Here is a 26,240-nt window from a genome sequence, read left to right on the forward strand (position 1 = left end):
GCGCCTTCCCCATCGGACGGCGTCCGCTGCAGGGCCGGTGCCGTGAAGACCGCGAACTTCATGCGGTGACCTGGGTATTCGTTGTCTCGGTGTGCACGTCCTGGTCGTCGTACGCACCATCGAGCACGTCGTCGACGAGCACCTCGCGGCCGAGCGTGGCCGAGAGGTAGAGCGCACGGACGACGGCGAGCGACAGCAGCGCATCGGTCACTGTCACGCCGGGCTCCCGGTGAGTGCGGATGGCGTCGACGATGTCGTCGTACTGCCTGCGGTGCCCGACGACGAATGCGTCCGCTCCGCGCGGGCTGCCGTACAGCTGGGACGGCTCCACCAACTCGGACGCGCGGTTCTCGCCCGCGGAGCGCGTCGGGTCGGCGTTGCCGTACGTCTCCGCAGTGCCTCCTGAGGCGAAGTAGGCGAGCTGGTCGTTCTCGATGACCGCCGAACCGTTCGAGCCGTGCACCTGAACGCGCACGGACAACCCGGGGAACGCGGCGGTCGTGGCGTGCAGCACGGCGATGGCGCCGTTGTCGAAACGCACGGTCGCGACGGCGGTGTCTTCCACCTCGATGCGCTCGTGGGCGAGGCGGGCCGTGTGCGCGTAGACGGCCACGGGGCGTCCCATGAACCAGACCAGAAGGTCGACGGTGTGCACGCCCTGGTTCATGACGGCGCCGCCGCCGTCGAGCTCCCACGTGCCGCGCCACTGGCCGGAGTCGTAGTACTCCTGGGTGCGCCACCACGCGACGGATGCGACGGCGCTGGTCAGCACACCGAGCTCGCCGGAGTGCGCGGCGCGGGCCACGACCGCCGACGCCGGGTCGAATCGGTGCTGACTGATCACGGTGGCCACCAGCCCCCGCTTCGCGGCCTCGTCGGCGAGCTCGCGGATGCGCCTGGCGCGGGGCACGGAGACGTCGAGCGGCTTCTCGATGACGACGTTGCTTCCTGCGTTCAGGGCGGTCTCCGCCAGGCGCACATGCAGACCGCTCGGCGTCAGCACGACGACGATGTCGACCGGATGCTCCGCCAGTGCCTCGCCGAGATCGGCGAAAAGCGCGGGCCGGGGCATCCCGACCTCCTCGACCAACGTGGCGACGCGCTCGGCTGCGGGCGTGACCGTGTCGACGAGGGCGACGATCGAGACGTCTCCCCTGGCCGCAAGCGCCCGTACGTGGTTGTCGGCGATGACACCGCAGCCGACGATCACGGCGGTGAGAGTGGGCGCCGAATTCGTGTCGGCCTGGTCGTTCATGCTGTGGTGACTCCGATCGTGTCGGTCAGGCGGGCGAACGCGCGAGCGGCGGTGCCGAACGCGCGCGGGCCGGAGAAGCCGCCGAGCGCGAACCCCCCGGCGAGGTGCGGTTCGAGGGAGGCGAAGCCGCGGTACCCGGCATCCCGCAGCGCGGTCACCGTCTCCAGGAGCTGGCCGTCGCCCTCACCGGCCGGCACGACCGTACCGTCGGCGAACAGCGCGTCCTTCACCTGGAGGTACTCGACGTGCTCGTGAAGCAGCGGCCACGCATCCGTGAACGGCTTCACGCCGCACTGCACGAAGTTCGCGTTGTCCCAGGCGAGACGCAGCGCATCGGAGCCCACGGACTCGACGATGTCGAGGACCCGCTCGGGCACGTCCCCGTAGATCCCCTTCTCGTTCTCGTGCAGCAGCACGACGCCCTCGCGCTCGGCGAGGTCGGCGAGTGCACGCATGCGCACGATCACGTCGTCGCGGATGGCCTCCGCCGGGATGCCCTCGCCCCGATAGAAGGAGAACATGCGCACGTAGCGCGAGCCGAGCACGTGCGCGGCGTTGATCGCTCGTGCCAGTCGCTCCACCTCGTGCTCGACGGGCAACGAGACATCCACCTTGCCGATCGGCGAGGCGATGGCGGAGACGCCGAAGCCTGCTGCGTCGATGATCGACTTGAGAGCGCTGAGCTGCTCCGCGTCGAGGTCGACGATGTTCACCCCCCAGGCGCTTCGTACCTCGATGTGCCGGGCACCGAGTGCCTCGAGCACGGCCAGTTGCACCTGCGGTGACTCGTCGATCTCGTCGCCGAATCCGGAGAGGTTCCAGGTGATGTCGTCGCCCGTGGAAGTGGAGCTCATGCCATTCAGGTTAGGCAGCGGCGCGGAGTCGCTGCAAACGTTTGCCATGCGTTGCCACGGCGCGTAGACCGGAGGGCGATACCGGTCGTTGCGAGAGTGCCTCTGAGGGAGCGGTCAGCTGATCATCTCGTGGAATCCGGTCAGCGCCGAGCTGCCGCCGGTGATGCCGAAGACCTCGAGCGAGAGGATGCGCAGAACCGGCACCGATCCGTCCGACGACGGCGGGTGCTGGATGTCGTACTGCACGGCCTTCCCGTTGTCGAGCACGGCCTTGAACGATGCGAGGTACGTGTTCACTCCCCCGCTGAACGACATGGATGTCGCGACGGTGTCGGTGCCCGCACCGTTCGCGTCGCGGGTGTCCAGCCGGAATCCGGGGATGGTCACGCTGTCCATCGAGAGCTTGAGCACGGTCGCGGTGCTGCCGTCCGACAGGCGCACGGTGGCGAGGCCGAGGTAGCGCAGCCCTGAGAACGACAGCGACGAGCCCTGCAGCAGTGCGGGCTTTCCGGTGAACACGGGCGAGTCGGATGCCGGTGCGATCAGGGTCGGTCCGGTAGGGGCCGGAGGTGTGGCTGCACCGCCGGTCCCGTTGGCGCTGCCCGGCGATGGCGACGGAGCGGGCGTAGAGGGGGTGCCGGGGGCAGTCGTCGACGTGGACGTCGGGGTGGGACGCGGCGTCGGACTCGGGTTGGAGCAGTCGCCGATGAACCCGAGGATGCATACTCCGCTGGCCTCTGTCTCCGGCACTGCGGCGGAGGCGGACTGCGGATGCGCCGCCACGAGTCCGAGACTCATCGCCGCCGTGAGCGCCACCGCGAGAGCGCCTCCCGAGGCCCGCCGCGCGGTGTCTCCGCCTCGTCGCCTCCGACCGCGTTCCGCGGCGGGGGCGTCGCGGTCGGCGTCGGCAGTGGTGTCAGCGGCCTTGTCCGGCCCCCTCGGCATCCACGAGACGATCAGCACACCGCCAACGCTGGCGAGGATCATGCCCGCGAAGAAGCCGCCGAGGTTCACTCCGACGAGCGAGTACACCGCGACGACGAGCGCGATCACGCCGTAGAAGATGCGGTGCTGCGGCATGAGCGTCGCCAGCACGCCGAGCACCACGAGCACGATCGGGATGATCATCGCCTGGAAGCCTTCGATCCCGACCTGCACCCGCATGGCGCCGACCGAGAGCTGGCCGGAGAAGAACATCTCGACGCCGCCGAGCACGGTCAGCAGACCGCCGATGAACGGACGCTGCCGCGACCACGCGACGAACGCGTGCCACCATTCCCTGAGTCGCTGCATCTGGCCTAGAAGCAGGTCGTCTTGCCGTCGGTCAGCTGCAGGTGCAGCCCGGCGAGGTTGAAGACGGATGCCTGCGTGCTCCACGCGGTCTGCTTGAGGTTCTTGATCTCGACCGAGTCGGCATCCTGAGCGAAGTCACCCACCGAGCCCTTGGCATCCGTGTTCACCGTCGAGGCGTCGACGCCGATGCGGATGTTGTTGAACGTCGCGTCGCCCTGCAGGTCGGTCATGCCGATCTGCATGTTCGTCGCCGTGGCGGGCGTACCGCCACCACCTGCGGTGATCTTCAACCCGACCGGCATGCCGGGCACGGTCACCGACTGGCACAGGTCGTAGAGCTTCGCGCTGGCGATGTTCGCGACTGAGACCGGATGCGTCGAGCCATCCTTCAGCGTCACGGTTCCGGCGTACTGGGAGAAGCCGGTGCCCTCAAGCTGCGAGGCGGCGACCTGGAACGTGGACCCCGAGACGGTGAACGCCACCGGGACCGCACCGTTGGCCACGCCCGTCATCAGAAGGCCTGCGACGATGCCTACCGGTATGCCGGCAAGTGCGACGCGCCCCGCGCGCTTCGCCGTCAGGGAACGTAGCTTCATAGATCCTCCTCGATCCGCGCAACTCCTGGATGACGACCCTTACTGACGCGGCGTCAGTAACTATTTACCATGAGTCAGTACCGCGCGCCAGTCTATGGTGTCGACCCGCGGACGGGGCACACCGCAGTCGATGCCAGGCATGCGACGTGCGACAAGGCCTCGCACGTCCGCTGGGGCGCCGCGAGCCGGCGTCATGGCTCTGTCGAGATCATTCATGCCCAATCGCCCATATCCTCGAGAGATGCCTTCCGAGCGCCGCACCCGTATGACGCCCGAGGAACGCCGTGCGCAGCTCGTCGCCCTCGGAGTGGCTGCACTGGCCGACCGGCCGCTCGATCAGCTGAACGTGGAAGACCTCTCGGCACAGGCCGGCGTCTCACGCGGGCTGTTGTTCTACTACTTCGACTCGAAGCAGGGGTTCCACCGCGAGGTCGTGCGTGCCGCCCGCGACGGCATGCTGAACGCGACCGAGCCGCAACTCGACCTTCCGCCATTGGAGCGACTGCGCACGACGCTGACGAAGATCGTGGAGTTCGTGCGTGAACACCGCAGCACGTTCGTCTCGCTCGTGCACGGCGTCGCCAGCGGAGACAAGGAGGTGCGGGCCGTCGTCGAGGAGGCGGAGCAGATCCAGACTGGGCGTGTGGTCGCCGTCTTCGAGGAACTCGGCGTTCCGCAGTCGCCGCTGCTCAAGGTCGCGCTGCGCGCGTGGGTCGCCTTCGCCGAGCGGGCGCTGGTCGACGGAGAGCTGGTCGAAGGGCCGGATGGCGACGACGACGCGGCCGCGTTCGTTGCCTTCCTGGAGCGTAGTGCCCTCGCCGTCGTCGAGTCCGTCGCCGGGCCTGTTCCGCGCTGACCGCGGCATCCGTCCGGTCCGCGGGTGCGGCGGCCGCCCGTTTTCGCCAGGCTGCATCGCCTACCCGAGACAGCGGATATTGCCCACGGTTTCGGGCGGGCGTGCAGTCTCGCGATCGGGCACCGGTGTGGCAAACGGTTGCCTTTCGTTTGCCAGTGAGCCACGGGCCTGGTTGGCTGTCGTCATGGGAGGAGTTCGCGACGATGCGCCGCCCCAGGTGGCGCTCGCTGAGGCGCCGCGTCCCGTCACGCTGGCCGATATCGCGGAGCGGGCCGGCGTCGCCATCTCCACCGCCTCGCGTGCGCTCTCGAACCCGGGCAGGGTGAACGCGGCCACACGCGAACGCATCGCGCGCATCGCGGCCGAACTCGGCTACTCCCCCAACTCCCCTGCCCGTGCGTTGACGTCTGGCAAGACGGGCGCCATCGCCGTGCTCGTCTCCGATGTGACCAACCCGTTCTATTTCGGCATCATCAAGGGCACGCAGCGTCAGCTGAAGGCATCCGGATACTCGCAGCTGCTCATCGACACCGAGGAGTCGGATCAGAACGAAGACGACCTGCTGCACCGCCTGCGCTCGTCGTTCGACGGCGCCGTGCTCGCCGCATCGCGGCTGTCGGACCGGATGCTCGCCGAACTAGCTTCGCAACTGCCCATCGTCGCGGTCAATCGGCAGACGCGCGGCGTCTCGACGGTGTTCATCGACACACCGAAGGGCATCGAGCAGGCCGTCGAGCACCTCGTGTCGCTCGGCCACCGCGACATCGCCTACGTGTCGGGTCCCGAGACATCCTGGCCGAACGAGGGACGCTGGCGGCGGTTCGTCAAGGCCGGCAAGCAGCACGCGGTGACGACGCGCAGGCTCGGGCCGTTCTCCCCGCTGCGCAGCGCAGGAGCGGCGGCGGCGGACGCCCTGCTCAACACCGGTGCCACGGCCGCTATCGCGTTCAACGATCTGCTCGCGATCGGCATGCTGCAGCACCTGGCAGGGCGGGGCATCCGAGTTCCCGGGCAGATGAGCATCGTCGGATGCGACGACATCTTCGGCGCCGACTTCTGCGATCCGCCGCTCACGACGCTCACCGCCCCGATCGAGCAGGCCGGCCGGCTCGCCGTCACGCTGCTGCTCGCGCAGCTCGAGGCGGGAGCCGACTCGGCTCGGCGGCGGAGCGCAACGCTGCCCACCCATCTCACCGTCCGCTCATCCACCGGGCCGGCGCCTGCGCTGGTCGTCACTTGACGCTGCCGGCAGTGAGTCCACCGACGAGCCAGCGCTGCAGGCAGAGGTAGAGGATGACGACCGGCGCCGCGCAGATCAGCGAAGCGGCCATGAGCTGACCGTAGAGCGGCAGCGATCCGCCGGACTGCGACGCACTGAAGATGTTGAGCGCGATCGAGACGGTCTGGGTGTCCGAATTCGTCATGACCGAGGCGAAGAGCACATCGTTCCATCCCAGGAGGAACGAGAAGATGCCCGCCACGACGATACCCGGCCAGCTCAGCGGCAGGATCACTTGCCGAACGATCCGCACATTGGATGCGCCATCCATCCGCGCCGCCTCCTCCAATTCGCGGGGAAGGCCTCGCAGGTAGGTCACCATCACCCAGGTGGCGAATGGCAGCGCGAAGGTGAGGTACGTGATGAACAAGCCCCACCGGGTGCCTATCACCTGAACGCCGATGTACGTGGTGAACGACGAGAAGACGACGAAGAGCGGCAGCACGAGCAGTGTGCCCGGGATCGACTGGAGGATCAGCATCGATCGCAGAACCGTCGAGCGTCCCAAAAAGGTGAATCGGACGAGCACGTACGCCGACACCGTGGCGATCGCCGTGGCCACCACAGCAGTGGACCCGGCGACGATGATGCTGTTCACCATGCCCTTCGCAAGCCCGACGGTCGTCCAGATCTTCGCGTAATTGACCAAAGTGAACGATGACGGGAAGTACTCGCCACTGGCCACGCCCAGATCGGAGTTGACCGATCCGAAGACCACGAACATCATCGGCAGCGCGATGATCACGAGGATCACGACGATGATGACCGTTCGGAGCCATACCGGCACGAGCACCGCGATGCCCGCCGTCGCGCGGCGGCGATCACGTGCCGTGAAAGAGTCGGATGTCACTCTCAGCTCTCCTTTCCGACATCGAGCCGCACCATGCGCAGGTACACGATGAGCGGTATGGCAAGCAGCACGAGAGAGAGCACGGCAGTCGCGGCGCCGAGGCCGAATCGGAACACGGTGAAACTCTGGATGTAGGTGAGGAACGGCAGGGTCTGCACGTTATCCGGCGCTGGAATCCCGAACAGCACATACGGAAGCGTGAAGTTGTTGATGTGGTTCAGCACCGAGACCACGCACGCCAGTGCCAGCGGGCCGCCGATGTTCGGGAAGACGATGGAGCGCAGCTGTCGGCCCCAGGTCACACCGTCTATCGCAGCCGCCTCGAACACCTGGTGCTCGATCGTCTGCATGCCCGCGAGCGTCAGAAGGTAGATGAACGGCCAAGACGCCCAGATCTCCACGATCACGAGAGTCCAGAATGCGTTCGGTCCGTTCAGCCACAGGCTCGACTTGACGCCGAAGCTCGTGAGCATGCCCGTCCACACCCCTCCGGGCTGCATGATCGTGCGCCAGATCGTGGCTACCACGAAGGACGGGATCACATAGGGGACCAAGAAGATGGAACGCACCACAGCCCGACCGCGGAATGAGTTGTGAGTCACCACTGCCGCTGCGACGCCGATGGGGACGCTGCACACCGTCGCGATCACGGCAAAGCCGATGCTGACACCCAGGGATTGGAAGAACTGCGTCTGCGTGACCACGACGACGTAGTTCTGGAACGCCACGAAAGGTGCGGCGAGCCACTGCCGGATCGTGTACTGGCTCAAGTTGAGCAGCGACATCCAGATCCCGATGATCAGCGGGATGAGGATGATCGCCACCAGCAGCACACCGCCGGGAATCAGCATCCACAGCGGCCGTCCGCGCTTGGTCACCGGCCGCCTTCGCCGGGCGGATCGCGAGCCGCCCGGCTGAATGGCGGACGAGCGGCTCGCGACGGTCGTCTCAGGCGTCATTGGGACTGCAGCGCCTGAGTCGCGGTGTTCTGCAGATTGTCGAGCAGGCTCTTGAGCTTGCTCGGGCTGACCGAGCCGTTGTTGAGATCGGGTATGGACTGCGTCACCACATTCAGCAATCCGACCTCGGTCGCGCCCCACGCGCCCGAGAACGGCGTCGTCACCGACTTCGACCCGGCTTCCAGGAGCGGAGCCAGCGACGCCTGGTTGGTTTCCAGCTTCTTGGCCTCGGACTGCGTCACCGGAAGATTGCCGAAGTTGGTGTACAGCTTGTTCTGCACCTCGTCGCTCGTCAGGTACTTCACGAGAGCGAGATCGAGCGCCTGGTTCTTCGAGTACTTGGCGATGACGAGATTGTCGCCGGAGATGATGCTGGCGGCGGCGTTCCCGCCCTTCGGCAGCGAGGAGTACCCCGGAGGGACGGTCGGCATGACCGCGAACTTGTACTCGCCCTTGACCGGTGAGGCGTTCAAGGTGTTCTGTGCCGTTGCTGTCGTCCAGTTCAGCATCGCGGCCTTGCCCTGAGCGAACGCGGCAAGTGCCTGCACGCTCGTCCAGCCGACCGATGCCGGGTCGATCACGTGATCCTGGGTCAGCAGCCCGAAGTAGTCTTCGTAGGCTTTGAGCGTCTTCGGGTCATTCAGGGTGGCCTTCTTGCCCGAGATCAACGGGTTGCCCATCTGCATGTCGTACATCCAGATGTACTTCCAGGGGCTGAAGCTGTCTTTGTAGTCCATGGCCATGCCGTAGACCCCGTTGCCGGTGAGTTTCTTCGCCTGGGCGATCAGGCCATCCCACGTCGTGGCCGGCTTGGTGAGGCCCGCCTGCTGGAACAGTTTGGTGTTGTAGACCATCACGAAGGGACGAGACTCGTACGGGATGCCGACCTGGTCTTTGGAGTTCGGGCCGGAGATGCCGAGCGAGGCAGGAACGAACTTGCTCTTTCCTCCGATCGCGTTCCAGTCGGCGGTGGTCATGCTGACGAAGTCGCCTGTCGAGTAGGCGGTCGGCGTGAATGTGGTGCCGATGTCATAGATGTCCGGGCCTTGACCGGAGACCGCCGAGGTCTGGATTTTGGTCTGCTCGTCGTTCGCCGACGCGCCCATGTCCCACACCAGCTTCGCGCCGGTCTGCTTCTGGAACGCTGCGGCCACATCGTCGTCGAACTGTTTCTGCTGCTGCGGGTACTGCGTGTTAGCCAGCGTGAAGACGGTGATGGTCTTGCCCTTGCCATTGACCGGTCCGCTGCTGGCGCTGGCGGTCGGACTGCCACCAGAACTGCATCCTGCCAGTGCGAGTCCTGCAACGAGCATCCCCGCGGTTACAGCGATCGCGCGTCTTCTGTGCATAGGTCGGTCCTCTCCATCGAGTACACGTGCTTCGTAGTAGTCGCACGGTAGAGACGCGACTGGGCAAGCATCAAGCTGTTGCCATTCGTTGCCACACTCTGCAACGAATCCGTGAATTGGACTGCGAATATCACCCTGCTTCATATGCTCGCGGGCGATGACAACGTTCTGCAACAAGTTGCCGAATGCTGCCACCGCAGCTACCTTCAAGGGACTGGGACCCGAACGCGGGACCTGAACGGGAGCCGACCACGAGCAGCGACGAAGCCCGCAAACGGGTATCCATCAGAGATGTCGCGAGGGCCGCCGGCGTGGCCCCTTCGACGGTCTCCCGTGCGCTCTCGCTTCCACATCGTGTGAACCAGGCGACGCGCTTGCACATCGAACACACGGCGGCGCAACTCGGCTACGAGCGCATCAGACCCGAACCGCAAGCGCACCGAAAACATGCGGTCGCCGTCGTCGTCTCGGACGTCACCAACCCGTTCTACTTCGGAATCATCCGCGGAACGCAGCACCAGCTCGCAGCCGCCGGATGGATCCAGCTGCTGGTCGATACCGAGGAGTCGCCGAGCACAGAGCTGCAAGCGCTGAACGCCATCGCCGGACGGGCTGACGGTGCAGTGATTTCGGCATCTCGCTTGTCGGATCAACGGATCGCGGAGATCGCGGAGCGACTTCCGCTGGTGGTGATCAACCGCAAGCCGCGGGGCGTTCCGTCCGTTCTCATCGACACCCCTGGCGGGATGGAGCAAGCCCTCCAACATCTCGTGTCCCTCGGACACCGGAACATCCTCTACGTTGCAGGCCCCGACAGCTCGTGGTCCAACGAACGCCGCTTCGGGGCCTTGAATGCCGCCGCGAAGCGGCTGAACCTCTCACTGAACAGAATCGGACCGCACGTGCCGTTCGTCGACTCTGGCGCAGCGGCCGCCGATGCCGCACTGAACACGGATGCTACGGCGTGCGTGGCGTTCAACGATCTGCTCGCGATCGGCATGCTGGAGCGGTTCCGAGAGCGTGGCGTACGCGTGCCGGAAGACATGAGCGTGGTCGGGTGCGACGACATCTTCGGCGCTGCGTTCTGCCATCCCCCGCTGACCACCCTGACGTCTCCCATTGAGCAAGCAGGAAGAGTCGCGATTCGGTCGCTTCTGCATCGGATCGAAACCGGGTCGGTGGTCGACGATGATGACCGCTTCGACGATCTCGCCCTGAGCCACGAAATCGTGCTCGCGACGCATCTCACCGTGCGCGAGTCGACCGGCCCCGCGCCCAGCTCGGTGCGGGAGTCACGACGCTGACCCAAGATTGGAGACTCGATGAGCGCTCGAACGCTGAGCCCGCACCCCGACCGTCTGCTGCCCGCCGACCCGGCCAGCCGCGATGTTGCGCGGCGGCTGTATGCAGAGGTGGCGGACGCTCCGATCTACTCACCGCACGGCCACGTCGACGCCCGCCTGCTGCTCGACGACGAGCCGTTCGGGGATCCGGCAGCGCTGCTGATCACGCCCGACCACTACGTGACACGGTTGCTGCACGCGGTGGGTGTGCCGCTGACCGAGCTGGGACTGAAGCGGAACGGTGTGCCGTCGCAGGCATCCGGTCGCGAGATCTGGCGCAGACTGTGCGAGAACTGGGGCGTCTTTCTCGGCACTCCCGTGCGGTTCTGGTTCGAGAGCGAGTTCGCCGACGTCTTCGGGCTGACGGATGCTCCGTCGCCGCAGACCGCGGACGCCCTGTACGACCAGCTGTGCGCAGCGCTCGCGCGGCCCGAATTCCGTCCCCGAGCGCTGTTCGACCGCTTCCGCATCGCGGTGCTGGCCACGACCGACGATCCGGCGGACGACCTCTCGGCGCATCTCGCACTGCGCGACGACCCGACCTTCACCGGCGCAGTGGTGCCCACGTTCCGCGCCGACCGCTACATGCATCCTCTGCAGGCCGGCTGGCGCGACGCGCTCGCAACGCTCTCGGCCGCAGCCAACATCGACTGCGGAACGTACGCAGGGATGCTCGACGCGCTTCGGTCGCGGCGCGCGTATTTCAAGGCGGCGGGCGGCACGGCCACGGACACCGGCGTGATCGACGCGGGCAGCGAGCCGCTTTCCGAGGCGGATGCCGAGCGCATCCACCGCGATGCCCTGGCCGGCACGATCAGCCAAGCGGATGCGGACGCGTACCGCCGCAACCTGCTTTACCGGCTCGCGGAGATGAGCGCGGACGACGGTCTCGTGATGCAGCTGCACGCCGGCGTCATCCGCAACCACCACAAGCCGACCTTCGACGCTTTCGGTCCCGACACCGGTCACGACCTGCCGGGGGTGGGCGGCTACACCGTGCCGCTCACGCCGATCCTGCGCGACTTCGGAGTGAACCCGACATTCCGGCTCGTGCTCTTCACCGTGGACGAGACCCTGTTCTCGCGCGAGATCGCACCGCTCGCCGGTTTCTACCCGAGTGTGTACGCGGGCGCGCCGTGGTGGTTCCTGGACTCCCCCGCGGGCATCACCCGCTACCGTTCCGCGGTGACCGACTCGGCCGGCTTCACCAAGACGAGCGGATTCATCGACGACACCAGGGCGTTCTGCTCGATCCCGGCCCGTCACGACATGTCACGGCGGCTGGATGCCGGCTACCTGGCATCCCTCGTCGTCACGCACCAGCTCGACGAGGACGACGCGCTCGGTGTCGCCCGCCGGCTGGTGTCCGACATCCCGCGAGGCGTCTTCCGCCTGTAGCCGACGAACGCGCACCCTCGCGGGGACGAACCCGCGAGGGTGCGGGGCTACAGGTTGATCATGTGGCCGACGAGGCCGTGGAAGGCATCCTGCATCGACTCGGAGAGCGACGGATGCGGGTGCACGTTGCGTGCGAGCTCCAGCGCCCCGAGGTCCCACTTCTGAGCAAGCGTGAGTTCGGGCAGCAACTCCGAGACGTCGAGTCCGACCATGTGGCCGCCGAGCAGCTCGTGGTACTTCTTGTCGGCGACGAGCTTGACGAACCCGCGTGCGTCGCCGAGGGCGTGCGCTTTGGCATTGGCCATCATCGGGAAGGTCGAGACCTCGACGTCGTAGCCGGCGTCGCGGGCCTGCTGCTCGGTGAGGCCGAAGCTCGCCACCTGCGGCTGCATGTAGGTAGCGCGCGGCATGTTGCGGTAGTCGCCGAGTGTCATGGTCTCGGCGCCGCCGATGGTCTCTGCCGCGACGACGGCCTGCGCCTCGGCCACGTGGGCGAGCTGCAGCTTGGCGGTGACGTCGCCGATGGCGTAGATGCCGGAAACGTTGGTGCGCATGTGGTCGTCGATCGCGATCGCGCCGCGATCGGTGAGTTCAACGCCGGTGTTCTCGAGGCCGTAGCCGGAAACGTTCGCGGCGAAACCGACCGAGATGAGCGCCTTGTCGGCGGTGATGCTGCCCTGTGCGCCATCCGCACCGGTGTAGGTCACCGTCACCTGGTTGCCGTCGTCGACCACCGACTCGACCTTCGTCGAGGTGAGGATCGGCACGCCGAGCGCCTTGAAGTGCTTCGTGACCTCTTTGGAGACGTCGACATCCTCGTTGGGGAGCGCGCGGTCGAGGAACTCCACGACGGTCGCCTGAACACCGTAGTTGGCCAGCACGTACGCGAATTCGAGTCCGATGGCGCCGGCGCCGACGATGACCATCGACTTCGGGAGCTCGCGGCTGAGAATGAGCTCCTTGTAGGTGACCACGTTCTCGCTGAGCTCCACGCCCGGCAGCAGGCGCACGGTGGAACCTGTCGCGATGATCGCGTTGTCGAACGTGAGCTGCTCAGTGCCTCCTGCGGCGAGCGCGACATCCATCGACTTCGGACCCGTGAAGAAGCCGTGCCCGTCGAACTGGGTGATCTTGTTCTTGCGCATGAGGAAGTTGACGCCCTTGGCACGGGCATCCGCGACCTTGCGGCTGCGGTCCCAGCCGACGCCGTAGTCGGCGTGAATGTCGCCGGAGATGCCGAACTCCGCGCCCTCGCGCGTGACCAGCCCCAGCACCTCGGCGTTGCGGATCAGCGTCTTCGCCGGAACGCAGCCGATGTTCAGGCACACTCCGCCCCAGTACTGCTGCTCGACGATGGCCACCTGCAGGCCGAGCTGCGCGGCGCGCACAGCGGCGACGTAACCGCCGGGGCCGGCACCGAGCACGACTACGTCGAAATGGGGCATGGGTCCTCCTCAGGAATCGGGCGGGTTTCGCTACGGGATGCTACCTGGTACGCCTCGTGGTCTGGCCTCGTGAAGCCACCCGGGAAGCCAGCGGTTACTCCGCCGCCGCCAGCTGGCCGCAGGCGCCGTCGATCTCCTTGCCGCGGGTGTCGCGGAGGGTCGTCGGGATACCGGCCGACTCCAGCCGGTGCACGAACTCGGCCGTGACATCCGTCTCGCTCGCCGTCCAGATGGAGCCAGGCGTCGGGTTCAGCGGGATCGGATTGACGTGCACCCAGCCACGACCGCGCTCGTTGAGCTTCTGCGCCAGCAGGTCGGCACGCCACGCGTGGTCGTTCATGTCCTTGATGAGCGCGTACTCGATGGAGACGCGGCGGCCGGTCTTCTCGAAGTAGTAGCGGGCGGCATCCAGCGCCTCGTCGACCTTCCAGCGCGAGTTCACCGGGATGAGCTCGTCGCGCAGTCCGTCGTCGGGCGCGTGCAGCGAAAGGGCGAACGTCAGGGGGATGTCTTCGTCGGCCAGCTTGCGGATGGCAGGCACCAGCCCCACCGACGACACCGTGATGCCTCGTGCCGACATTCCGAGGCCGTCGGGCTGCGGGGCCAGCAGAGTGCGCACGGCGCTCATCAAGCGCTTGTAGTTTGCGAGCGGCTCCCCCATGCCCATGAAGACGATGTTGTGAACTCGCTCCGGGGCGCCGGAGGGCCCGTGGCCGAGCTCGCCTTGTGCGATGGCACGGTTCGCTGCAACCACCTGGTCGACGATCTCGGCCGCCGACAGGTTTCGGGTGAGGCCGGCCTGGCCGGTCGCGCAGAACGGGCAGTTCATGCCGCATCCTGCCTGCGACGAGATGCATAGCGTGATGCGACCCGGATACCGCATGAGCACCGACTCCACCAGCGCACCGTCGAACAGCCGCCAGAGGAACTTGATGGTGCGGCCGTCGTCGGTGCGCAGACGGCGCACTTCCGTGAGCAGCGGGGGCAGCAGTGCCGAGACGAGCTCTTCGCGACCGGATGCCGGCAGATCGGTCATGGCCGAGGCATCCGTCGTGCAGTGGGTGAAGTAGTGCGTCGACAGTTGCTTGGCACGGAAGGCCGGAAGCCCGAGCTCCTCGACCTTCGCCTTGCGCTCGGCCGGAGTCAGGTCGGCGAGGTGCGTCTCGGGCTGCTTGCGGCGCGGTGAGGCGAACTGCAGCGCTGGCCGGCCGTCAGCTGCGAGCTGCTGCGTCCAGCCCTCGGCCGCCGGGCGTACCTGGCGGCGCCCGGTGCGGGCCGCAGCAGGCACCTCGGCAGTGCGCTCATCGGGCAGGATCGTCTCGCTCACCCGGCCATTCTCTCAGGGTGCGGCTGGGCATCCGCCGGTGCAGGCATCCACCGCGCGATCCTGCGTGCGATGTCGCTCGACATGCCTAGCGACTGGCGGGCGGCTCCTCGAGGTCGGATGCCAGCGCCGCCCGGATGTCCGCAACAGTCGCGTCGACCGACGCATCGGAGCGGAAGACGGCACCGAACTCGTCCGGCTGCAGCGGTTCGAGCGTGGCCAGCTGCGAACCGAGCAAGTCGGCGGGCATGTACTCGTGCACCCGCACGGCGAGCCGCTGTTCGAGAGTCTCCGGCTGGGGGTCCAGGTGCGCGAAGAAGGTGTCGGGCGCATACGACCGCAGCAGATCGCGGTAGCGACGCCGGAGCGCACTGCACGCCACGATCACGCCGTCTCCCACCGCGAGGCGCTCACCGATGATCCGCAACCACGGCTCGCGGTCGGCATCCGTCAGCGGGATGCCTGCCCGCATCTTCTCCTTGTTCGCCGCCGGATGCAGATCGTCGCCGTCGATGAACACCCGGCCGGAGACGTCTGCCAGGGCATTGCCGACGACGCTCTTGCCCGCGCCCGACACCCCCATCAGCACGATCGCGGGAAGGTGGACGGGAGGAACGACGGTCATGCAGTCCATTCTGGTCGATCGCCGTCGTTGCCACTCACCGGCGAAGGATTGCCCGATCCGGCGCACGTCATCGTGCCGACGCGGCGGCGGTGCGTTCCGATGGAACAGGGCCGGTCGAACCCCTGACCGTGAGGTGAACCGCGAGATGCTCCGCTCTCGGCGCGTGGTCCTTGGTGGAGAAGTGGCCGATGAGTATCTCCGTCGCCGTTCTCCCGGCCCGTTCTCCCGACGTGGTCACGGTCGTCAGCGGCGGCGTGACGAACGCCGATCCGAAGACGTCGTCGCACCCGATGACACTGATGTCTTCGGGCACGCGGATGCCGCGCTCCCGGAACCGGCCGAGCGCACCGATCGCCAACGTGTCGTTGAAGAAGACCCCAGCCGTCGCCATACTCAGCGAGACCGCGTCGGCCGCCGCTGCACCGGCCGCCAGCGAAGGATGGAACGCGCCGATCGGCACGATCTCCGCCTCGTGGCGCTGTGCGGCGTCGCAAAGGGCCGCGTAACGCACCCGATCGGTCCACGAGTTCTCCGGCCCCCGGACGTAGGCGATGCGACGGTGGCCGAGACTGGCCAAGTAATCGACGGCCTGCGCCGCGCCCGCAGGTGTGTCGATCACGACGCTGGACAGGGATTCGACCTCGCGGTTCACGACCACGACGGGCACGGCGTCGGCGACCGACCGGAGTGCGTCGTCGCTCGTTCGCGGCGCCACGACGACGATGCCGTCGACCGTGCGGGCAAGATCGGTCAGCCAGGTGGCTTCCACCGAAGGTGACTCGTCGGTGCTCACCAGCAGGTGGAAGTAACCCGCTGTCTGCGCCTGGCCCTGGCTGCCGCGTACGAGGTCGTAGAGGAACGGATTGGTCAGATTGGGCACGACGAGACCGATGGTGCCGTGCGTGCGCCAGTCATCCGCCTCCGGCAGAAGTGCTGAGAAGTAGCCCATCTCCCTGGCTTTACGGGCGATCTTCTCGTACATAGACGTGCTCACCCGATGGGGATTGCTCAAGGCGCGCGACACCGTGGAGGGAGCGACACCGCAGGCCTGCGCGATAGCCGTGAGGGTGACATGCCGCGGATGGCGGCGCTGGGGCACGACCACGAACGCTCCGATCTGCAAATTGATTGGCAACAATTGTGCCAGTATTGCATCGATTCCGGGCCAGACACCAGTAGATCGCTGTCATCCGAGCACGCTGGACTGCACAGAGTTGGCACAATCATTGAACCTCGAGTGCATCATATCTATCGTGAAGTCACCCCAGCTCTGCAGTTCCGTGAACCGTCGATGGAGACGAAATGACTGAGATTGCACTCCCCAAGAAGACGCCTGTGAAGGCGGCCGTCGCCGCCTGGATCGGTACGACACTCGAGTACTACGACTTCGCTGTGTACGGCACGGCGTCGGCGCTCGTGCTGAACGTGATCTTCTTCTCGCCCGACCTGCCCGAGGGCATCAGCGTCCTGCTCAGCATGGCGACCCTGGCAGTCGGCTACGTGGTCCGCCCGATCGGCGCGCTCATCCTCGGCCCGCTCGGCGACAGGTTCGGCCGCAAGTTCGTGATGATGCTCACGCTGTTCGGCATCGGCGGCTGCACCTTCTTGATCGGATGCCTGCCGACCTACGCTCAGGTCGGCGCTCTCGCACCCATACTGCTCGTCGCCATCCGCGTGCTCCAGGGCCTGTGCCTCTCCGGCGAGCAGGCGAGCGCCATCACGATGAGCCTCGAACACGCCTCGGACCAGCGGCGCGGGTTCGTGACGAGCTTCACCACGTTGGGCGCCTCATCGGGCACGCTGCTGTCGATGGTCGTGTTCCTCCCCTTCACGGTCCTGCCCGAGTCGCAACTGCTCGGCTGGGCGTGGCGGATCCCGTTCTGGTTCTCTGCCGTGGTCGTCGTCGCCGCTTACCTGATCCGTCGCCGCATGCACGAGCCTCCCGCATTCGTTGCCACGCAGGCGATCAAGGTGCACATCGCTCCCCTCAATCAGGCCGTACGCTTCCACTGGCGGGCTATTCTCCGTGTCGCACTCTGCGCGCTCATCGCGGGCACGAGCTACATGATGCAGACCTTCTCCGTGGCCTTCGGAACCGGCGGATACAAGCTCGACAAGGCGACCATGCTGCTGGTCACGACGGTCTCGGCCGTGATCGCGCTCGGGATCACGCCGCTCTCCGGATTCCTGGTGGACAAGATCGGCCGCAAGACCATGTTCCTCATCGGAACCGCCGGCGTCGGCATCACGATGGTGCCCTACCTCTGGTCGATCACGACCGGCGACTGGGCACTGATCTTCCTGTTCGGCATCGTCAACTACAGCCTCTTCTACTCGGTGGTGAACGCATCCTGGCCCTCGTTCTTCGCCGAGATGTTCCCGAGCCGGGTGCGCGTCTCCGGCCTCGCCGTGGGCACCCAGATCGGTTTCGCCGCCTCGGGCGCGATCGGCCCCGTGCTTGCGACCGCTCTAGCGGGCAGTGCGCTGACGGGGTGGGTCGGGCCGTCCATACTCGCGCTCGGGTTCATGGTCGTGGCAGGTGCATCAGCGCTCATGGCGAAGGAGACCCGCAAGTACACGCTCGATGAACTCGACGAGGTGCAGCAGAGCGAACATGAGAGGGCCGCCGTCACCGCGGCCACGGTGTTGCCGACGGTAGCGCCCGCTCCGTAAGCGGGAGCGACCTGCTTGCGAGCGACCTGGTTCCCCGCGATCGAAGGATGGAGATGATGTCACGCAGCATCGATCTGGTGGCCGACCTGGGCGAGGGCTTCGGCCCCTGGTCCATGGGCGACGATGACGCCCTGCTCGAGATCGTCACCTCGGCGAACGTTGCCTGCGGCTTCCACGCCGGCGACCCACGGATCATGGATCGCACCGTCGGCGAGTGCGTGCGCCGCGGCGTGCACGTCGGAGCGCATCCGAGCTTTCCGGACCTCGTCGGCTTCGGCCGGCGCACCATGGATCTGACCGCCCACGAAGTGCGCACCGACGTGGTGTATCAGCTCGGAGCCCTGGCCGCATTCGCCGCGTATCATGGCACCCGCCTGACACACCTCACCCCGCACGGCAGGCTCGGGAACCTCGTCGGGACCCGCGCGGACTATGCGGATGCCGTGGTGGATGCCATTCGCCACGTCGACCCGTCGCTGCGCGTGCTCGCGCAGGACGGCTGCCTCGCGGAGGCCGCCCGAGAGGCCGGCATCCGGGTGTCGATCGTCGGGATCGCCGATCGTGCGTACGAAGACGATGGCACGCTGGTGCTGCGCTCTCAGCCCGGTGCGGTCATCCACGATGCCGACGAGATCGCCCGGCGGACGGTGCGCATGGTGACCGAGGGCGTCATCGACAGCCGCAACGGGGTGGCGATCCCGGTCGCCGTCGACACCGTTCTCCTGCACGGCGACAACGCAGAAGCCGTCGAACTCGCGCAGCGCATCCGACGTGACCTGGAGACCGCAGGCGTCACGATCGCGGCGCCCGAGGGAGACGGATGAGTCCTGTCAGCCAGCACGACGTGCGCGTCGCGGAGTGCGGTCCCGCCGCGCTCCGCGTCTCAGCGCATCTCGGCGACCGGGAACTCGACTGGCGGGTCGTTCACGGACTCTCCCGCCGAATCGCCGAGCGGCAGGAGCCCGGGCTCATCGGGTCGATCCCGACGTACGAGTCCGTGCTCGTCGAGTTCGATCCGACGGCCACGACCGTCGCAGCGGTGGCCGAGCACGTGCGGCAGTTGTTGCACACCATCGACGCTGGTGAGCCCCTCGAGACGGCGCCTCGCACATTCGTCGTGCCCGTGCTCTACGGCGGCCCATGGCAGGAGGACCTCGACGAGGTTGCGCGCTTGACGGGCCTCGACCCCGAGGAGGTGATCCGGCGGCATCTAATGCCGGCCTACACGGTGCGCTGCCTCGGTGCACCCGGTGGGTCCCCCATGCTCGACGGTCCCGACTTTCCGGTCCCGATCCCCCGGCTTGCGAGCCCTCGCGCCAGCGTGCCCGCGGGCGTCGTCTCGCTCGCGGGGCGCCAGGCCACCATCGCCCCGGCCACGTCGCCAGGAGGGTGGCGCGTCATCGGCCGCACGCCGCTGACCATCCTCGACCTCTCCCGCGAACCGCTCGTGCCCTACCGGCCCGGCGACGTGCTCCGCTTCGAGCGGATAGACGAGGATGCCTTCGAGCGCCTGTCCGGCCGGGCGCTCGTTCCCGACGGAGCAGAACGATGATGCGCACTTCCCCGACCGGAGCACGAGCATGAGCGGGACATTGCGGACCGAGGCGGCGGGCAACGCCGTCGTCACCGACCTCGGTCGATCACGCGGGCCCGCGATGGGATTGCCCACAGGCGGTGCGAGCGACCAATACTCGGCACGCGTCGCGAACATCCTGGTCGCCAACGACGACGACGCCCCGCTCATCGAGGCGACCGCGTTCGATCTCTCCTTCGTCGCCGAGGTCGACCTTCTCATCGCGGTGACCGGCGCGCCCATGACGCTCCTCGTCGACGGTGTCGAGCGCAGCATGTGGGAACCAGTGTCGATCTGTGCGGGCCAGCACGTGGTTCTGACCGAGATGTCGGCGGGCCTGCGCACCTACGTGGCCGTGCACGGCTCCTTCGACGTGCCGCTGCTGCTCGGCAGCTGTGCCCCGGATACCGGCGTGGGCTTCGGCGTGCGCCTCTCCGCCGGTTCTCATCTCGACGTGCGCACCTCGATCGGGCCCGTCGTGAACCCGTACTTCGACATGTCGCTTTTCAACCTCGGAGTGCTGGTCCCCTACTTCGGCGACGACGTCGTCGTGAAGGTCACCGACGGACCCGACGAGGACGAGTTCGCGGGCACCTCGGGGCGACTCTTCCAAGCCCCATACACGGTGACGGAGAAGAGCAACCACATCGGCCTTCGCATGACGGGCCGGCTCCCGGTGCGCACGAGCACCGCGGAGGTGCTCTCGCGTGGCGTACCCGTCGGCGCGATCGAGGTGCCGCCAGGCGATGAGCTCGTCGTGCTTCACAGGGGTCGCGGCGTGACGGCCGGTTACCCCGTTCTGGCTGTGGTGACGCCGGTCTCGCTCGACGATCTCGGCCAGGCCAGACCCGGGCAACACGTGTGCTTCCGGCACATCACCGTCGAGCACGCCGCCCAGGATGTCCGCGAGTGGCGTATCCGCCTCCAGCAGCTGCGACGCCGCGTCGCCGCCATCTACTCGGCCCTCGGTCTCGCCGAGCCGCTCGGGATCGAACGCCGGACCACCGACAGAGAGGAACCCCGTGCCTTACAGCGACTATGAGACTGCGCTCGTCACCGGTGCATCGACCGGGATGGGAGCCGCGATCGTCCAGAAGTTCCGCGAGCGCGGCCTGCACGTGCACGCCGTGGCACGCGACGCTTCCCGCCTCGCCGAGCTCGCCGAACGGACCGGGGCCGTCGCGCACGTCGTCGACCTTGCCGATGTCGACATGCTCGAGGCGGAGCTGGGCGCCATCCCGGTGGACATCCTCGTGAACAACGCCGGTGTGAGCGCGACCGGCAACATCCTCGACGCCTCTCGGCAGACGGTGGATGCGATGGTCGACGTGAACCTGCGGGCCGCGCTGCACCTCGCCCGCCTTCTCCTGCCGGGGATGGCCGAACGGGATCTCGGCCATGTGATCAACATCTCCAGCATCGCCGGCCGATACAACTTCTTCGGCCACACGGCTTACCACGCTACGAAGGCGGCCGTGTCGCAGCTCTCCCGGCAGCTTCGCAACGACGTCCTGGGCAGGCGTATCCGGGTCACCGAGATCTGCCCCGGGCGCGTCGAGACCGAGATCTTCGGCCGCAACCTGGGCGGAACGCCGGAGGCGATGGCCGAGGCGTGGAACACCTATTACGAGGGCTTCGAGTCCCTCACCGTCGACGACATCGTGAACACCGTCGACTTCGCCATCGACGCCCCGAGACACGTCAACCTCGGGCTCATCGAGATCACCCCGACATTCCAGGTTCCAGGTGGTCTGACCTTCGACAGGAGAGACGCATGACGAACACCGTCGGCCTACCCAAGCTGAGCACTGCCCCGCACGTCACCACGCGCATCCAACGGGCCGACCCGGAGAGCATCGAGCGACTCGGAACGTTCAGCGCCGCGACCATCCATGAGGCTCAGGGTCGTCGCGGGGCAGTCGCCTCACGCATCAAGCCCATCGATCCGGGAATGTCGTTCGTCGGCTCCGCCTTCACCGTCGTCTGCGCTCCGCGCGACAATCTCATGCTGCAGGTCGCCATCCACTTCGCACAGGCAGGAGACGTACTCATCGTCTCGGCCGGAGAGCTCGCGGATGCAGGCACCTTCGGCGGCGTGCTCGGCAACGCGTGCAAGGCGAAGGGCATCGCCGCGCTGGTCACCGACAGCGGCGTGCGCGACACACGCGAGCTCCGCGAGCTCGGCCTCCCCGTCTTCTCCGGCAGCATCTCGATCAGGGGCACCGTGAAGGAGACGCTCGGTCACATCAACCAGGCGGTCGTGCTCGGTGGCGAGCTCATCCGCCCCGGGGACGTGGTGAAGGGCGACGTGGACGGCGTCGTCGTGGTGCGGCGCGAGGAGGTCGACGACGTCATCGCGCTCTCCGCCGACCGCGACGCGAAGGAGGAGGAACTGGTCGAGCTGTACAAGCAGGGCCGCACGACCATCGACCTCTGCAACCTCCACGACGTGCTTCGTGCGAAGGGCATCACGACCGACCTCGACGACATCGACCCCTACCAGGGCCTGGGCACCCGATGAGCGCTCCGGCTAAGAGAGATGAGCACAGATTGAGCGCGGCAGCATTCTCCCCGGCACAGCGGGTGAGCAGGATCCGGATCTCGCCGAGCCTCGCGGCCGCGCAACGGGCACGGGAGCTGCGCGAGGCCGGCCGGACGATCGTAGACTTCACCGCGGGTGAGCCCGACTTCGACACCCCACGCCACGTCAAGGACGCCGCCATCGCTGCCATCGAGGCCGGCGAGACCAAGTACACCCCGGTGAACGGCACCGCCGTGCTGCGCAACGCCATCCGGGAACGGATGCTGCGAACCTCCGGCATCCGTTACGGGGACTCGCAGATCACCGTAGGAGGCGGCGGCAAGCAGCTGATCAACCTGGCGTTCGCCGCGACGCTCGACGCCGGTGACGAGGTCATCGTTCCTGCGCCCTACTGGGTGTCGTATCCCGACATGGTGCTCATGAACGATGGCACGCCGGTCCCGGTGCAGACCAGGCAGGAGGACGGATACCGGCTCACGCCCGAGGCGCTGCGCGCCGCCATCACACCACGGACGAAGTGGCTGGTACTGAATGCTCCCGGCAACCCGACGGGCGCCGTCTACGATCGCGCTTCGCTGGAGGCCATAGCGGCCGTTCTCGCCGACTTCCCGCACGTGTGGGTGCTCTCCGACGAGATCTATGACGAGATCCTCTACACCGACGAGCCATACGTGGGCTTCGCCGAAGCCGCGCCAGAGCTTCGCGATCGCACCCTGACAGTGAACGGTGTCTCCAAGGCGTACGCGATGACCGGCTGGCGTCTCGGGTACGCAGTGGGCGACGAACGCCTGGTCGCCGCCATCAACAAGCTCCAGTCGCAGAGCTCGTCGTGCCCGTCGTCGATCAGTCAGGCTGCGGCCGCCGCGGCTCTCACTGGAGACCAGACATTCGTGGCGGAGTGCGGCGACGCCTATCGCGCGCGGCGCGATCACGCCGTCGCCGCTCTCGATCGCGTACCGGGGTTGCGCCCCAGCGTGCCGGATGGTGCCTTCTACCTCTTCGTCGGATGCTCGGGGCTCATCGGCAAACGCACGCCGTCCGGCGAGACGATTCAGAACGATCTCGACGTGACGCTCTATCTGCTCGAGCAGGCAGGGGCCGCCGTCATCCAGGGGTTCGCCTACGGCAGCGAGCCGTTCTTCCGTATCTCGTTCGCCACCGGCCTCGACCAGATCGAGCGCGGGACGGCGGCCATCGCCGACGCGGTCGCGAAGCTGTCATAGGTGCGGCGCTGAGCCAGCGCCGAGCTTGGTCGCCTGCGATCAGGGAACGCCTCCGGCTGGCGTCATCGCTCAGAAGCGAAGAAGCACCTTGCCGGAACGCGCGGCATCGCGCGCGGTCTCGAACGCCTCGAGTGCGTCACTGACGTCGTACTCGTGCGTGACCACGGGTTCGACATAAAGCGAGCCGTCGGCCAATGCGGCCAGCACCTGATCGATCTCGCCGTTGAAGCGGAACGATCCGAGCAGGTCGAGCTCGCGCGTGATGACGAGAGAGAGGAGCGCGGGCTGCTCGCCCGTGGGCTGAAGACCGACCATCACTACGCGGCCGCCACGGGTCGCCCCGCGCACGGCCGAGGCCAGTCCCGGACGGGACCCGGATGACTCGAACACGACATCGGCGTCGACCGCCGCGATCGCTTCGGCATCGCGCGCATCGATAGTGCTGGTGGCGCCGAGTTGCGCGGCGATCTCGCGTGGGTGCTCGTGCAGATCGGTCACAACGATCTCTGCGGCACCCGCGCGCCGCAGCACAGCCACCACGAGCGCTCCGATCGGCCCGCTTCCGATGACGAGGGCACGACGGCCCGCGACGTCGCCCGCGCGACCGACGGCATGCCAGGCGACGGCCGCGGGTTCGGCCAGCGCGGCGTCGCGAAGTGAGAGGCCCGTGGGAAGGGGGCGGAGCATCCTCGCCGGCAGATTCACCTGCCTGGCGAAGCCGCCCTGCCTGTGGGGCAGATGTGCTGCGCTGCCCAGATAGGTGGACCCCGGCGACAGATTGGGCCGGTCGCGCGGGTAGCGCGAACCGTCGCCGGCGCCCTCGGTGAGCGGGTGCACGGCGACGTCGACACCGGCTGCCGGTCCCGTTCCGTCGGCTGCCGGCGCCACGACGGTGCCGACGACCTCGTGGCCGAGCAGGAGCGGCTCGCGCAGGATCGACTCCCCGGCGGCCCCGTGCAGCCAGTAGTGCAGGTCGGATCCGCAGATTCCGCCGTAGGCGATGCGCACCACGGCCTCATCGCCGGTCGGCGCCCTCTGCTCGATGGGCTCGATCCGCAGGTCGCCCTGGCCGTGCACGACCACCCCGAGCGACCGATCGTCGGTTCCGGTCATCGTCTTCACACTCACTCTCGTATCGGACGCGTCTACACGACGGCAGTCATGCCGCCGTCGACGAACAGCGTCTGCCCGTTCACGAAATCGCTCGCGGAACTCGCGAGGAACACGGCGGCGCCCACCAGGTCGTGCACGTCTCCCCACCGGGCGGCGGGCGTTCGCCCGCGCACCCACCCCGAGAATGCCGGATCGTCGACCAGCGCCTTGGTCAGTTCGGTTGCGAAGTAGCCCGGCGCTATGGCGTTCGCCTGGATGCCGTGCGGCCCGAGGTCAGCGCAGAGACCCTTCGTGAACATCACGATGGCGCCCTTCGTGGCCGAGTACGGCGCGATCGAGGGCCGGGCGAGCTGCGACTGCACGCTGCCGATCTGGATGATCTTGCCCGAGCCTCGCTCGATCATTCCGCGCGCGAGGCGGCGCGAGAGGTAGAAGACGCTGGACAGGTTGGTGCGCAGCAGCTCGTCCCAGTCGGGATCGGTGAACTCGGCGATCGGCGCGCGGCGTTGCACACCGGCGTTGTTCACCAGGATGTCCGGGGTTCCGAACTCCGCTTCGATCGCCGCGATCCCGGCATCCACGGCGGAGGCATCCGTCACGTCGAACGTGCGGCTGTGGGCCTGCACCCCGTTCGCCGCGGCGATCTCGTCAGCCGCTCCGGCCGCCTTCGCCGCGTCTCGCCCGTGCACGATCACGGTCGCACCGGCGGCCGCCAGCCCCTCCGCCAGCGCTCGTCCGATGCCCTGGCTCGAACCGGTGACCAGCGCGGTCCTTCGGGTGAGGTCGAAGGCAGACAGGCCCAAGGGAGCGTCGAAGGTCATGAACAGATCCTACCATCATGCTGAACGTGGTTCATTATGCTGAACAACTCTTCACCGCTTGGTCGCTTGCCGCAGCGCCTCGGGCTGCAGATTCATCGGGTTGGACATCCGGTCGGCGACCTCGCGCAACGCATCGACGACGACGTGCAGAGCAGTAGCCGAAGCGCGGGACTCGACCAGGGAGGCACCCAACGCGATCGGCACCTCGCCGCTGGACTGCGGCGGAACGACGACCGCGACGCCGGCCAGGCCCGGGTAGACCTCGCCGTGGTCGATGCTGTAGCCGCGCTCGCGCGTCTCCGCCAGCTTGCGCCGCAGCGCGCCGAGGTCGGTAACGGAGCGATCGGTGAACGAAGGGCGGGTCGCTTCGTCGGCGAAGCGCGTGGCGATCTCGGAGTCGGGCAGGTGCGACAACAACGCGACGCCTACGGCGGTGATCGAGGCAGGGTACTTCGAGCCAATGCCCGCGGAGAACCGGAAGGGCGCACGCCCCACGTGCGTAGCCAGGTAGAGCACATTCGTGCCATCGAGCACAGCGAGCTGGCAGCGCTCGTTGCTCAGCACCTCCGACTCCGCGCAGGCGCGATAGAACTCGAGCACGGGGTCGAACGAACGCAGGTAGTCGCCCCCGAGCTCGACGATCCGTCGCCCCAGCTGATAGCCGGCTTCGGTACGCCGGATCAGCCCACCCTCTTCGAGCGCGCCGCACACATTCAGCGTCGACGACTTCGCCGCACCGAGCGCCCGGGCGAGTTCGCTGAGGGTGACGGCACCTGCCGCCTCACCCAGGATGTCGAGGATGCGGACAGCCCGGCCCACGGCGGGCGCCTTGTCCCCCTGAACCTCTCGTGTCTCGGGTTCCATGCATC

Annotated in this window: 25 protein-coding genes; 11 read left to right on the forward strand and 14 right to left on the reverse strand. The window is 67.3% G+C overall.

Annotation, left to right across the window (positions count from 1 at the left end; translation table 11 throughout):
• Positions 1 to 58 precede the first annotated feature (58 nt).
• The 4 genes from ACYVII_RS10535 to ACYVII_RS10550 form a co-directional block, all read right to left on the reverse strand.
• Complete coding sequence (locus ACYVII_RS10535; RefSeq protein WP_460534666.1) at positions 59 to 1,255, reverse strand: Gfo/Idh/MocA family protein; 1,197 nt, start codon at positions 1,253 to 1,255, stop codon at positions 59 to 61.
• Positions 1,252 to 2,109: a sugar phosphate isomerase/epimerase family protein gene (locus ACYVII_RS10540; protein WP_460534668.1), complete on the reverse strand. Its 858-nt coding sequence runs from the start codon at positions 2,107 to 2,109 to the stop codon at positions 1,252 to 1,254. The genes ACYVII_RS10535 and ACYVII_RS10540 overlap by 4 nt, the downstream gene beginning before the upstream one ends.
• A 114-nt stretch (positions 2,110 to 2,223) precedes the next feature.
• A complete protein-coding gene (locus ACYVII_RS10545) occupies positions 2,224 to 3,402 on the reverse strand; it encodes a DUF6114 domain-containing protein (protein ID WP_460534670.1) in 1,179 nt (392 codons plus the stop codon).
• A gap of 5 nt (positions 3,403 to 3,407) precedes the next feature.
• Positions 3,408 to 3,998, reverse strand: a complete 591-nt coding sequence (locus ACYVII_RS10550; protein ID WP_460534672.1) for a DUF6230 family protein — start codon at positions 3,996 to 3,998, stop codon at positions 3,408 to 3,410.
• 241 nt (positions 3,999 to 4,239) lie between these two features.
• Here ACYVII_RS10550 and ACYVII_RS10555 point away from each other — a divergent pair, with 241 nt between their 5' ends.
• Positions 4,240 to 4,854: a TetR/AcrR family transcriptional regulator gene (locus ACYVII_RS10555; protein WP_460534674.1), complete on the forward strand. Its 615-nt coding sequence runs from the start codon at positions 4,240 to 4,242 to the stop codon at positions 4,852 to 4,854.
• Positions 4,855 to 5,038: 184 nt separating this feature from the next.
• Positions 5,039 to 6,094, forward strand: coding sequence for a LacI family DNA-binding transcriptional regulator (locus ACYVII_RS10560; RefSeq protein ID WP_460534676.1), 1,056 nt, complete (start codon positions 5,039 to 5,041; stop codon positions 6,092 to 6,094).
• Here the strand turns inward: ACYVII_RS10560 and ACYVII_RS10565 are convergent.
• The 3 genes from ACYVII_RS10565 to ACYVII_RS10575 form a co-directional block, all read right to left on the reverse strand.
• Positions 6,087 to 6,896 (reverse strand): carbohydrate ABC transporter permease, encoded by an 810-nt coding sequence (locus ACYVII_RS10565; protein ID WP_460534834.1) that lies wholly within the window; start codon positions 6,894 to 6,896, stop codon positions 6,087 to 6,089. The genes ACYVII_RS10560 and ACYVII_RS10565 overlap by 8 nt on opposite strands.
• Positions 6,897 to 6,985: 89 nt before the next feature.
• Entirely contained in the window at positions 6,986 to 7,861 is an 876-nt protein-coding gene (locus ACYVII_RS10570; RefSeq protein WP_460534678.1) for a carbohydrate ABC transporter permease, read from the reverse strand.
• A 77-nt stretch (positions 7,862 to 7,938) separates the two neighbouring features.
• The gene (locus ACYVII_RS10575) at positions 7,939 to 9,291 is read right to left on the reverse strand and encodes an ABC transporter substrate-binding protein (protein WP_460534679.1); all 1,353 of its coding nucleotides are present in this window, start codon (positions 9,289 to 9,291) and stop codon (positions 7,939 to 7,941) included.
• Positions 9,292 to 9,476: 185 nt separating this feature from the next.
• Here ACYVII_RS10575 and ACYVII_RS10580 point away from each other — a divergent pair, with 185 nt between their 5' ends.
• Together ACYVII_RS10580 and uxaC are read left to right on the forward strand one after the other, a co-directional pair.
• On the forward strand, positions 9,477 to 10,595 hold the full coding sequence (locus tag ACYVII_RS10580; protein WP_460534681.1) for a LacI family DNA-binding transcriptional regulator: 1,119 nt from the start codon (positions 9,477 to 9,479) through the stop codon (positions 10,593 to 10,595).
• An 18-nt stretch (positions 10,596 to 10,613) separates the two neighbouring features.
• Positions 10,614 to 12,032 (forward strand): glucuronate isomerase, encoded by a 1,419-nt coding sequence (gene uxaC / locus ACYVII_RS10585; RefSeq protein ID WP_460534683.1) that lies wholly within the window; start codon positions 10,614 to 10,616, stop codon positions 12,030 to 12,032.
• Positions 12,033 to 12,079: 47 nt separating this feature from the next.
• Here uxaC and lpdA read toward each other — a convergent pair whose 3' ends face one another.
• The 4 genes from lpdA to ACYVII_RS10605 form a co-directional block, all read right to left on the reverse strand.
• A complete protein-coding gene (lpdA, locus tag ACYVII_RS10590) occupies positions 12,080 to 13,477 on the reverse strand; it encodes a dihydrolipoyl dehydrogenase family protein (protein WP_460534685.1) in 1,398 nt (465 codons plus the stop codon).
• Positions 13,478 to 13,571: 94 nt separating this feature from the next.
• Positions 13,572 to 14,804, reverse strand: a complete 1,233-nt coding sequence (gene rlmN, locus ACYVII_RS10595) for a 23S rRNA (adenine(2503)-C(2))-methyltransferase RlmN (protein ID WP_460534687.1) — start codon at positions 14,802 to 14,804, stop codon at positions 13,572 to 13,574.
• A gap of 85 nt (positions 14,805 to 14,889) precedes the next feature.
• Entirely contained in the window at positions 14,890 to 15,426 is a 537-nt protein-coding gene (locus ACYVII_RS10600) for a gluconokinase (RefSeq protein ID WP_460534689.1), read from the reverse strand.
• Between the two features lie 67 nt (positions 15,427 to 15,493).
• Complete coding sequence (locus ACYVII_RS10605) at positions 15,494 to 16,531, reverse strand: LacI family DNA-binding transcriptional regulator (RefSeq protein ID WP_460534837.1); 1,038 nt, start codon at positions 16,529 to 16,531, stop codon at positions 15,494 to 15,496.
• A gap of 197 nt (positions 16,532 to 16,728) precedes the next feature.
• On the opposite strand from ACYVII_RS10605, the gene ACYVII_RS10610 reads away from it, so the two are divergent.
• The 7 genes from ACYVII_RS10610 to ACYVII_RS10640 are packed head-to-tail and all read left to right on the forward strand — an operon-like array spanning position 16,729 to position 23,437.
• On the forward strand, positions 16,729 to 18,099 hold the full coding sequence (locus tag ACYVII_RS10610; RefSeq protein ID WP_460534691.1) for an MFS transporter: 1,371 nt from the start codon (positions 16,729 to 16,731) through the stop codon (positions 18,097 to 18,099).
• 56 nt (positions 18,100 to 18,155) lie between these two features.
• The gene (locus tag ACYVII_RS10615; protein WP_460534693.1) at positions 18,156 to 18,923 is read left to right on the forward strand and encodes a LamB/YcsF family protein; all 768 of its coding nucleotides are present in this window, start codon (positions 18,156 to 18,158) and stop codon (positions 18,921 to 18,923) included.
• Positions 18,920 to 19,651: a 5-oxoprolinase subunit B family protein gene (locus tag ACYVII_RS10620; RefSeq protein WP_460534695.1), complete on the forward strand. Its 732-nt coding sequence runs from the start codon at positions 18,920 to 18,922 to the stop codon at positions 19,649 to 19,651. Before ACYVII_RS10615 ends, ACYVII_RS10620 begins: the two co-directional genes overlap by 4 nt.
• A gap of 28 nt (positions 19,652 to 19,679) precedes the next feature.
• Positions 19,680 to 20,714, forward strand: coding sequence for a 5-oxoprolinase subunit C family protein (locus tag ACYVII_RS10625; protein WP_460534697.1), 1,035 nt, complete (start codon positions 19,680 to 19,682; stop codon positions 20,712 to 20,714).
• A complete protein-coding gene (locus tag ACYVII_RS10630) occupies positions 20,695 to 21,450 on the forward strand; it encodes an SDR family oxidoreductase (RefSeq protein WP_460534699.1) in 756 nt (251 codons plus the stop codon). The genes ACYVII_RS10625 and ACYVII_RS10630 overlap by 20 nt, the downstream gene beginning before the upstream one ends.
• Positions 21,447 to 22,193, forward strand: a complete 747-nt coding sequence (locus ACYVII_RS10635) for an RraA family protein (RefSeq protein WP_460534701.1) — start codon at positions 21,447 to 21,449, stop codon at positions 22,191 to 22,193. The genes ACYVII_RS10630 and ACYVII_RS10635 overlap by 4 nt, the downstream gene beginning before the upstream one ends.
• Before the next feature lie 29 nt (positions 22,194 to 22,222).
• On the forward strand, positions 22,223 to 23,437 hold the full coding sequence (locus ACYVII_RS10640; protein ID WP_460534703.1) for an aspartate transaminase: 1,215 nt from the start codon (positions 22,223 to 22,225) through the stop codon (positions 23,435 to 23,437).
• 69 nt (positions 23,438 to 23,506) lie between these two features.
• On the opposite strand, the gene ACYVII_RS10645 is transcribed toward ACYVII_RS10640, so the two are convergent.
• The 3 genes from ACYVII_RS10645 to ACYVII_RS10655 are packed head-to-tail and all read right to left on the reverse strand — an operon-like array spanning position 23,507 to position 26,235.
• On the reverse strand, positions 23,507 to 24,550 hold the full coding sequence (locus tag ACYVII_RS10645) for an L-idonate 5-dehydrogenase (protein WP_460534705.1): 1,044 nt from the start codon (positions 24,548 to 24,550) through the stop codon (positions 23,507 to 23,509).
• Positions 24,551 to 24,582: 32 nt separating this feature from the next.
• Positions 24,583 to 25,371, reverse strand: coding sequence for a Rossmann-fold NAD(P)-binding domain-containing protein (locus ACYVII_RS10650; RefSeq protein WP_460534707.1), 789 nt, complete (start codon positions 25,369 to 25,371; stop codon positions 24,583 to 24,585).
• 51 nt (positions 25,372 to 25,422) lie between these two features.
• Positions 25,423 to 26,235 (reverse strand): IclR family transcriptional regulator, encoded by an 813-nt coding sequence (locus ACYVII_RS10655; protein WP_460534709.1) that lies wholly within the window; start codon positions 26,233 to 26,235, stop codon positions 25,423 to 25,425.
• Positions 26,236 to 26,240: the final 5 nt, after the last annotated feature.

The sequence above is a fragment of the Humibacter ginsengiterrae genome, assembly GCF_054780115.1.

Bases quoted from the DNA above. Each gene is read 5' to 3' on its own strand.
- ACYVII_RS10550 (WP_460534672.1), bottom strand. From the start codon at position 3,998: ATGAAGCTACGTTCCCTGACGGCGAAGCGCGCGGGGCGCGTCGCACTT.
- ACYVII_RS10610 (WP_460534691.1), top strand. From the start codon at position 16,729: ATGACTGAGATTGCACTCCCCAAGAAGACGCCTGTGAAGGCGGCCGTC.
- ACYVII_RS10615 (WP_460534693.1), top strand. From the start codon at position 18,156: ATGTCACGCAGCATCGATCTGGTGGCCGACCTGGGCGAGGGCTTCGGC.
- ACYVII_RS10620 (WP_460534695.1), top strand. From the start codon at position 18,920: ATGAGTCCTGTCAGCCAGCACGACGTGCGCGTCGCGGAGTGCGGTCCC.
- ACYVII_RS10650 (WP_460534707.1), bottom strand. From the start codon at position 25,371: ATGACCTTCGACGCTCCCTTGGGCCTGTCTGCCTTCGACCTCACCCGA.
- ACYVII_RS10635 (WP_460534701.1), top strand. From the start codon at position 21,447: ATGACGAACACCGTCGGCCTACCCAAGCTGAGCACTGCCCCGCACGTC.
- ACYVII_RS10540 (WP_460534668.1), bottom strand. From the start codon at position 2,109: ATGAGCTCCACTTCCACGGGCGACGACATCACCTGGAACCTCTCCGGA.
- ACYVII_RS10625 (WP_460534697.1), top strand. From the start codon at position 19,680: ATGAGCGGGACATTGCGGACCGAGGCGGCGGGCAACGCCGTCGTCACC.
- ACYVII_RS10560 (WP_460534676.1), top strand. From the start codon at position 5,039: ATGGGAGGAGTTCGCGACGATGCGCCGCCCCAGGTGGCGCTCGCTGAG.
- ACYVII_RS10645 (WP_460534705.1), bottom strand. From the start codon at position 24,550: ATGACCGGAACCGACGATCGGTCGCTCGGGGTGGTCGTGCACGGCCAG.
- ACYVII_RS10580 (WP_460534681.1), top strand. From the start codon at position 9,477: ATGCTGCCACCGCAGCTACCTTCAAGGGACTGGGACCCGAACGCGGGA.
- ACYVII_RS10545 (WP_460534670.1), bottom strand. From the start codon at position 3,402: ATGCAGCGACTCAGGGAATGGTGGCACGCGTTCGTCGCGTGGTCGCGG.
- uxaC (WP_460534683.1), top strand. From the start codon at position 10,614: ATGAGCGCTCGAACGCTGAGCCCGCACCCCGACCGTCTGCTGCCCGCC.
- lpdA (WP_460534685.1), bottom strand. From the start codon at position 13,477: ATGCCCCATTTCGACGTAGTCGTGCTCGGTGCCGGCCCCGGCGGTTAC.
- ACYVII_RS10655 (WP_460534709.1), bottom strand. From the start codon at position 26,235: ATGGAACCCGAGACACGAGAGGTTCAGGGGGACAAGGCGCCCGCCGTG.
- ACYVII_RS10600 (WP_460534689.1), bottom strand. From the start codon at position 15,426: ATGACCGTCGTTCCTCCCGTCCACCTTCCCGCGATCGTGCTGATGGGG.
- ACYVII_RS10535 (WP_460534666.1), bottom strand. From the start codon at position 1,255: ATGAACGACCAGGCCGACACGAATTCGGCGCCCACTCTCACCGCCGTG.
- ACYVII_RS10575 (WP_460534679.1), bottom strand. From the start codon at position 9,291: ATGCACAGAAGACGCGCGATCGCTGTAACCGCGGGGATGCTCGTTGCA.
- ACYVII_RS10555 (WP_460534674.1), top strand. From the start codon at position 4,240: ATGCCTTCCGAGCGCCGCACCCGTATGACGCCCGAGGAACGCCGTGCG.